Source organism: Acetobacter sp. P1H12_c, from assembly GCF_018811975.1.
Taxonomy (GTDB): Bacteria; Pseudomonadota; Alphaproteobacteria; order Acetobacterales; family Acetobacteraceae; genus Acetobacter; species Acetobacter persici.
Genome location: NZ_JACRVR010000014.1, coordinates 64,116 through 70,850 on the forward strand (window position 1 = coordinate 64,116; position 6,735 = coordinate 70,850).

General features: G+C 58.9%; 8 protein-coding genes. 4 read left to right on the plus strand and 4 right to left on the minus strand.

Annotated features, from left to right (window positions below):
* Positions 1-123 precede the first annotated feature (123 nt).
* From KP699_RS09205 to KP699_RS09220, 4 genes are all read right to left on the minus strand, one after another.
* On the minus strand, positions 124-909 hold the full coding sequence (locus KP699_RS09205) for a CHAP domain-containing protein (protein WP_025825039.1): 786 nt from the start codon (positions 907-909) through the stop codon (positions 124-126).
* Between the two features lie 302 nt (positions 910-1,211).
* Positions 1,212-1,562, minus strand: a complete 351-nt coding sequence (locus tag KP699_RS09210; RefSeq protein ID WP_025825040.1) for a RidA family protein — start codon at positions 1,560-1,562, stop codon at positions 1,212-1,214.
* Between the two features lie 55 nt (positions 1,563-1,617).
* Positions 1,618-2,286 carry an NTP transferase domain-containing protein gene (locus KP699_RS09215; protein WP_215762390.1) on the minus strand — a complete coding sequence of 223 codons (669 nt, stop codon included), beginning with the start codon at positions 2,284-2,286 and terminating at the stop codon, positions 1,618-1,620.
* Positions 2,280-3,386, minus strand: a complete 1,107-nt coding sequence (locus tag KP699_RS09220; protein ID WP_215762391.1) for an XdhC family protein — start codon at positions 3,384-3,386, stop codon at positions 2,280-2,282. The genes KP699_RS09215 and KP699_RS09220 overlap by 7 nt, the downstream gene beginning before the upstream one ends.
* Positions 3,387-3,547: 161 nt before the next feature.
* Here KP699_RS09220 and KP699_RS09225 point away from each other — a divergent pair, with 161 nt between their 5' ends.
* From KP699_RS09225 to KP699_RS09240, 4 genes are all read left to right on the plus strand, one after another.
* Complete coding sequence (locus KP699_RS09225) at positions 3,548-3,961, plus strand: host attachment protein (protein WP_035373240.1); 414 nt, start codon at positions 3,548-3,550, stop codon at positions 3,959-3,961.
* A 158-nt stretch (positions 3,962-4,119) separates the two neighbouring features.
* Positions 4,120-4,794: an MBL fold metallo-hydrolase gene (locus tag KP699_RS09230; RefSeq protein ID WP_215762392.1), complete on the plus strand. Its 675-nt coding sequence runs from the start codon at positions 4,120-4,122 to the stop codon at positions 4,792-4,794.
* 34 nt (positions 4,795-4,828) lie between these two features.
* Complete coding sequence (locus tag KP699_RS09235) at positions 4,829-5,308, plus strand: DUF192 domain-containing protein (RefSeq protein WP_035373246.1); 480 nt, start codon at positions 4,829-4,831, stop codon at positions 5,306-5,308.
* A 64-nt stretch (positions 5,309-5,372) separates the two neighbouring features.
* On the plus strand, positions 5,373-6,353 hold the full coding sequence (locus KP699_RS09240; RefSeq protein ID WP_215762393.1) for an NAD-dependent epimerase/dehydratase family protein: 981 nt from the start codon (positions 5,373-5,375) through the stop codon (positions 6,351-6,353).
* Positions 6,354-6,735: the final 382 nt, after the last annotated feature.

The following is a 6,735-nucleotide window of genomic DNA, read 5'->3' on the forward strand; positions in this document are numbered from 1 at the left end:
ACCGATTGGTTTATAGTTTACCTATCAGTACAAAATGCTCTGGTGCAAGAGAAACCGCAGGCACAAAAAAACCGCCGCCGGTAAACCGGGGCGGTTTTAAAGAAGGGGCCTGTAAGACGGATCTTACTGCTGGCCATCAAACGTAATGGTGTTGTCCTGTGCGCCACTGGTAATGGGGTGCGCGTTTTCCGGGGCCTGTGCCAGCTGGGTTTCCCCGCCCTGCATCTGGGTCTTTTTCGCCCAGGCCGTCATGACTTCGTTACGGCTGCTGCTGCCATGGCTGCCAGCGCTGCGCGGGTAGATAAAGCCGTAGGTCGGGTAAATGGAGCCGTAAGTGCCAGAGCGGTTGTTCAGGGCAACGCGCACAGCGGACCAGTCATTGTTGGGGGAGACGTCAATCACCGGAACATTGTGGCTGATGCCAGCCTGCGCCCAGTGAGACTGATCAATAATAATCGTGCGGCTGTTCACCACACTGCGCACTACAGCCACATGGCCCAGCGGCATGCGGCGGATGCTGCGGAAGTTCAGAACGCTGCCAGCTTCCGGTGCGTTTCCGCGGTCATACACGCCAGCGGCGTTGTGCCACCAGTCCCGTGCATTGCCGTGCAGCATCACATCAGAAGCGGTTTTAGCATAGGCAACACACTGAATGACGTGACCACCGCCATAGCTGCGGCGTACTGAAAAGCGGCGGCCTGATGCCGGGTGCCAGCGGCCACCGGCATAACGCCCTGAGGCATGGTAGGACGCGGTGGAAAAGGTGATTTTATGGACGGAACCATTCCGGTGCCCGTGGCTTACTGTATGGCGGGCCTTGGCAGAGGCAGACTGTGTGAAGGCAGATAACGACAGAAGAGAAACAACGGCCATCGCGAGCTTGAATTTTCCGGGCCGTCTCTGTCGCATGTCAGCGTGCCTTCTCTGCATCACGGTTCAGTCAATGTAGAAACAGGTATAAACATCTGCGCAAGTCAGGCAAGCGCTCATTGCGGGGCAAATTCGCATGGAGGTGGGTTTGCTGAATCATCCACCCCAAAAACAGGAAAATAGGAATACATTCCTATACCCTGCCACGACATTGCCTGAATTACCGGCTTCCCGGCCAGAGGGGTGAAAGGTTGCTCTTCTGTTCCGGCTCCGTGGATTCGACCTTGCTGTGGCATAGATGTCACGCAAGGCCGACACACACGGAGCCGGAAAAGGACGGATTATTTCGTCGTCACAACCATGATTTCGACCAGAATGCGCGGGTCGGCCATGACAGCCTGAACGCAGGCGCGGGCCGGGGCAGCGTTTTCCGGCAGCCATGCGCTCCAGATCTTGTTCAGGGCGTCACGATCCTTGATGTCCTTCAGCCAGATCTGGGCCTGAAGCAGGCGGGTGTTGTCCGTGCCGTGCTGCTCCAGCAGGGTGTCGAGCTGTTCAAGAATGTCACGGGTCTGGCCTTCCGCATCAGCGTCCAGATTACGGGCCACAACGCCCTGTGTGAAAATAAAGCCGTGATACTCAACCGCAGCAGACAGAATCGGGTTGGGGTTGGTGCGCAGAATTTTGCTCATAAGACTCTCTCAGGTTTTCAGCACAGAGGCTGGCCGGCTCCGTGCCGGCAGGCCTTCAGTTTTCGGGGCGTGCGCCCATGTGGTCAACCGGGGCCGGTGCAGAACGTGCATAGGCGGCCAGCCGTTCCGGCGTGTCAAAATCCACCAGTTCGTTTGCAGAGGCCAGAATCCGATGCACGGTGGGCCCCAGTGCGCGCAGAATTGCCCGTCCGCCCTGATCTCCCTGCACGGCGGCAAGGGCAGAAAAGTGTGATGCGCTCCACACAACCGGGTTGCCGGGCTTACCATCTCCCCGGTCTGGTGCCGTCGCAGGGGCGTTAAACAGGGCGTGGTCGCGCAACAAAGCGTTCAGCAACGTGACGGAAACCAGCGGCATATCGCCCAGACACACAAGCAGGGCGGAGGCCTGCGCTGCCTGTGCGGCCGCAATGCCGACTCGCAGTGAGGCGGAAAGTCCGTCCGCTGCATCCTGCGCAATCCGGAGTTCCAGCCGCGGTGTGGCCGGGAAAGCCGTGCTGATAAGAGAAGACAGGTCAGGCCGGTCAGGGGGCAGGATCACCACCACCTTGCTGACGGTGCTGGCCAGAACGGTGGCCGTTGTGCGCACCAGCATGGGCACGCCCTGAGCATCGGTGGCCAGTAGTTTATGAGCCGGTGCCGTGCGGGAGGAGCGTCCTGCCGCCAGAATAATGGCAATCGGCGCCCCGGCGCAGGGTTCTACCACCCCGGATGGTCCGCCAGCGCCGCCTTGCGCCGCACGGCAACAATCTGCGCAAGAATGGACACGGCGATTTCTTCCGCACCAATCGCCCCGATCGCCAGCCCGACGGGGCCATGGATGCGGCTGATCTCCTGCTCGGAAAAGCCAATTTCCAGCAGGCGTTCCATCCGGCTGGCCTGCGTTTTACGGGAGCCGAGCGCGCCAATATAAAAAGCAGGGCTTTTGAGCGCTGCTTCCAGCGTCGGGTCATCCAGCTTGGCGTCATGCGTCAGGGTGACAATGGCGGTCATGGAATCCACGCCCAGTTGGTCCAGTGCGTCATCCGGCCAGTCTGTCAGCAATGTTGTGCCGGGAATAAAGCCGGGGAAGCGTTCCGGTGTGGCCAGTGCTGAACGCGGGTCAATCACGACTGGAGAAAAGCCCGTCATGCGGGCCAGAAGGGCGAGGTGCTGGGCAATATGCACGGCCCCCACAATCAGCAGGCGCGGCGGCGGGGTGAGCGGCTGCAAAAACCAGTGATGCCCCTGTGCGTCGGGTTCATTCGCGCATCGGCCGGAGGCCACGGCTTTTCGCACAGCCTGTGCCAGTTCGGGTGGAAGGCCTGACGGCACGGAGTCGCTGTCCGGATCAGAGATTAAAAGATGTTTTACACCGTCCAGCGTGCGGGCCAGCACGGCAGGCCGTCTGGCGTTCTGATACGCACAGGCATCAGCCAGAACATTCTCTGGCAGGGTGCCGGAGGGGCAGGCCGGGGACCGCACCGCTTCTACCAGCACATCCAGCTTGCCACCGCAGGCCAGCCCGACCTCCCACGCGCGGTCGCTGCTGACACCATAAGACAGAACCTCAGGGGCCGCTCCGTCCATAATGGCCTGCGCTGCCGTAATCACATCCGTTTCCACACAGCCACCGCTGACGGAGCCTTCCACCCGCCCCGTGCTGCTGATGGCCATCAGGCTCCCAGCCGGGCGCGGGGAACTGCCCCATGTTCCCACCACCGTCGCAAGAGCCACGGCATGGCCTTCCCGCACCCATAAAAGAGCATGGTCCAGCGGGGTCAGTGGCTGAGGGCCTGAAAGCGGGGCGGGTGAGGAGACAGTCATAACCTCCAGCTTATACCAGTCCTTGCCTGTAGTGCCCACGGAAGGAACGTGGGGTCAGGCCTGTCTTTGTGGAAGGTTTCCGCGCGGAGGGGGGCTTGATACCCAGAGAGGGGACGCCCATGTCATAACATGAGTGCTATTGAGAGACTGAGGAGTATTTTATGATTGAATCACAAGACGGTCGCGTCATTTACGTTGTGGCTGATGGCGGGAAAGTCCGCTTCCTGCATGATGGTCAGGGCAAAATGCACGACGTGCAGGATTTTGACAGCGAAACGCACGAAGCGACTCCGGGCAAACTGCCCTCGGGCGCCACGCCGAAAGATGCTGCCAAGGATGGCTTTGCCCGCGTTGTGGCTGACCGTCTGAACGCGCTGGTCAACAGCGGCAAGACGATTGACGGTTTCGTGCTGGCCGCTCCGGCCCCTGTGCTGCATGAAATCCGCGAACATCTGAGCAAGCCTGCCGCCGCGAAGCTGATCAAGACCTTTGATAAGGATCTGACCAACATTCCGGCACATGATCTGCGCAAGCATTTCGATATCCCGGCAACGGGCTGGGTTCTGCCGTCCTGATCTTCTGAGTTCAGGAGTCAGATCTGAAAAAACTGCCCGTGCTCTGCATGTGGCAGTTTTTTTATGGAAAAACCCTTTAAGGTAAAGGGGAGGGGGCAGTCCTTCACCCGATGCCCGTCTCCGTTGTCTTGCAGTGTTACAGGAAGGACTCTGACGTCTTGCATCTAGTATATCCCGACATGCAATTGCAGGTTCTGCCTGTCACCCCGTTTCGCCAGAACTGTTCTCTCCTGTGGGATGAACACACCCGGCACGCTCTGGTGGTGGACCCCGGAGGGGATGCAGATTTTCTGATGGAGGTCATCCGCCAGCGTGGCCTGACGGTCGATGCGATTCTCCTCACGCATGGTCATCTGGATCACGCCGGGGGAGTCGCACCCCTGTGCCGCGCTCTGGCGGCAGAACAAGGCAGCGCGCCGGAAGTCATCGGGCCGGACAAACGGGATGAATTTCTCCTGTCCTCCATTGTCGAGCAGGCCCGCCATTTCGGCCTGCCGGGGCTGGAAAATGCCACAGTGGACCGTTACACGCAGGATGGAGAGCGTGTGGAACTGCTGGGCCGCAGTTTTCTCGTCCGCCATATTCCGGGCCACACCCCCGGCCATGTGGTGTTTGTGGATGAAAAAGCCCGTTTTGCGTTTGTGGGGGATACCCTGTTCCGGGGCACAATCGGGCGCACGGATTTCCCTTATGGAAATGGTTCCCTTCTCATAAGTCAGCTAAAAGAGAAATTACTTCCCCTTGGGGATGATATCGTCATTATGCCCGGGCACGGTGGCTCAACCTCGTTGGGTGAGGAACGCGCGAACAACCAGTTCTTCCGTGCAGGCTAACAGGAGTTTGTGAGTGAAACAGGGTATTTGCGGCATGCTGGCCGCCTGCCTGACAGCAGGTCTGCTGTTGGGGGCTGGTCCGGTCCGGGCCGAAGAGATGGGGGAGCCCACTCAGGCTCAGGCAACCCTGCCGAAGGAAAACCTCGCAATCGCCTCTGCGAACGGTCGGCACGTCTTTTCGGTAGAGTTGGCTAAAACACTGCGTCAGCAGCAGGTGGGGGAAATGTTCCGCACAAATCTGCCTGCGGATAACGGGATGCTGTTCCTGTGGGCCACACCGCAGCAGAGCGATATGTGGATGGAAAATACGCTGGTCCCGCTGGATATCGTCTTTATCGGCACGGACCACCGGATTCAGGCCATTGCAGAAAACGCAGTGCCGCGCAGTCTGGCCCATATCAGCAGCCACGGGCCGGTTACAGCCACGCTGGAACTGGCAGGCGGTGTGACGGCAAAGCTTGGTATTACTGTGGGCGATAAGGTGGAAGCACCGTCTCTGGAGAAAAAATCCTGACGCGAAGCGTTCTGTCCGGGGGGTGCGCACAGCCCCGGCAGCGGGGGTATAACGGGGCAGTAACGTGACGTTTTTAGTAACCGGGGCAGCCGGGTTTGTTGGCTATCATGTCAGCCGGGCGCTTCTGGAAAGAGGGGAGCGGGTTATCGGGGTCGATAACCTGAACCCGTATTACAGTCCCGCTCTCAAGCAGGCGCGTCTGGAACGGCTTTGGCAGTCATCGGGATTCGTTTTTCATCACCTTGATCTGACCAATCCTGACGGGCTGGAAACGCTTGCCGCGCGGGAGCCGGATATTCGCGGCATCTTCCATTTCGCGGCACAGGCCGGCGTGCGCTATTCCATGCGGGATCCATACGTCTTTGCGGACAGTAATGTGCTGGGTCATGTGGCCGTGCTGGAATTTGCCCGCAAGCTGAAGCGGCTGGACCATCTGGTTTATGCCTCATCGTCTTCCGTCTATGGGCGGAATACCAGCATGCCGTTCCGGGAGACGGATCGGGTGGATGAACCCGGGTCTTTCTATGCCGTGACCAAGCGGGCCGGAGAACTGGCGTCCTCCACCTACAGTCATCTCTACGGGCTGCCGCAGACAGGCCTGCGGTTCTTTACGGTTTATGGGCCGTGGGGGCGCCCGGACATGGCCTATTACAGCTTTGCCCGTGCCATTGCGCAGGGGGAGGACGTCACCCTGTATGAAGGGGACGGGCTGGCGCGGGACTTCACATACATCGCGGATGTAGTGGCAGGTGTTCTGGCGGTATTTGAGCGGCCGCCAGCCGCAGGTGAGGCGCGGGTGCTGAACATCGGCAACCACCGGCCAGAATCCGTGCGGTATCTTGTCTCCCTGCTGGAAGCAGAGCTGGGCCGTAAGGCAAACCTGCGTCTCCTGCCGCGTCCTCAGGCGGACGTGGAAAAGACATGGGCCAGCATTGACGCCATTCAGTCTCTGACAGGCTGGCACCCCACAACCGTGCTGGAAGAGGGCGTGCAGCGTTTTGTGTCCTGGTTCCGCACGTATGAAAAGCTGACCATAAACGTCTAAATCCGTAAGATGGATTTTCTTTAATGATTAAAAGGGGGGCCTTAAGGGGCTTTACCGGTGGGGTGAAAACCGATTCAGCCCCGGTTCCCCGCCATTTTGAATAAAATTTCCAAGCGTGTTGACAGGTAGGGTTTGATCGCTTAGAAACCGCTTCACCGGACGAGATGACGGTTGGCAGCGGCCTCTGGCTCTGCTAGATTGATCGGCTCGATTTGGTGGTTTGGTCTTTGACAAGAGAATACGAGAGAGGGATATGCTGACGGCGTATCTTTTTGATCTGATGACCTTTTAGGTTGTTAGGTTAAGGGGATCTGACTGAATTTCTGATTTGGTCATGACGTTTGTTAGTATATCTTGCATATGCGTTTTTAAGACAGACGTT

What these genes read in the sequence shown, in the direction of transcription:
- KP699_RS09205 (WP_025825039.1), bottom strand. Translation starts at nt 909, where the DNA reads ATGCGACAGAGACGGCCCGGAAAATTCAAGCTCGCGATGGCCGTTGTT.
- KP699_RS09220 (WP_215762391.1), bottom strand. Translation starts at nt 3,386, where the DNA reads ATGACTGTCTCCTCACCCGCCCCGCTTTCAGGCCCTCAGCCACTGACC.
- KP699_RS09225 (WP_035373240.1), top strand. Translation starts at nt 3,548, where the DNA reads ATGATTGAATCACAAGACGGTCGCGTCATTTACGTTGTGGCTGATGGC.
- KP699_RS09235 (WP_035373246.1), top strand. Translation starts at nt 4,829, where the DNA reads ATGCTGGCCGCCTGCCTGACAGCAGGTCTGCTGTTGGGGGCTGGTCCG.
- KP699_RS09210 (WP_025825040.1), bottom strand. Translation starts at nt 1,562, where the DNA reads ATGAGCAAAATTCTGCGCACCAACCCCAACCCGATTCTGTCTGCTGCG.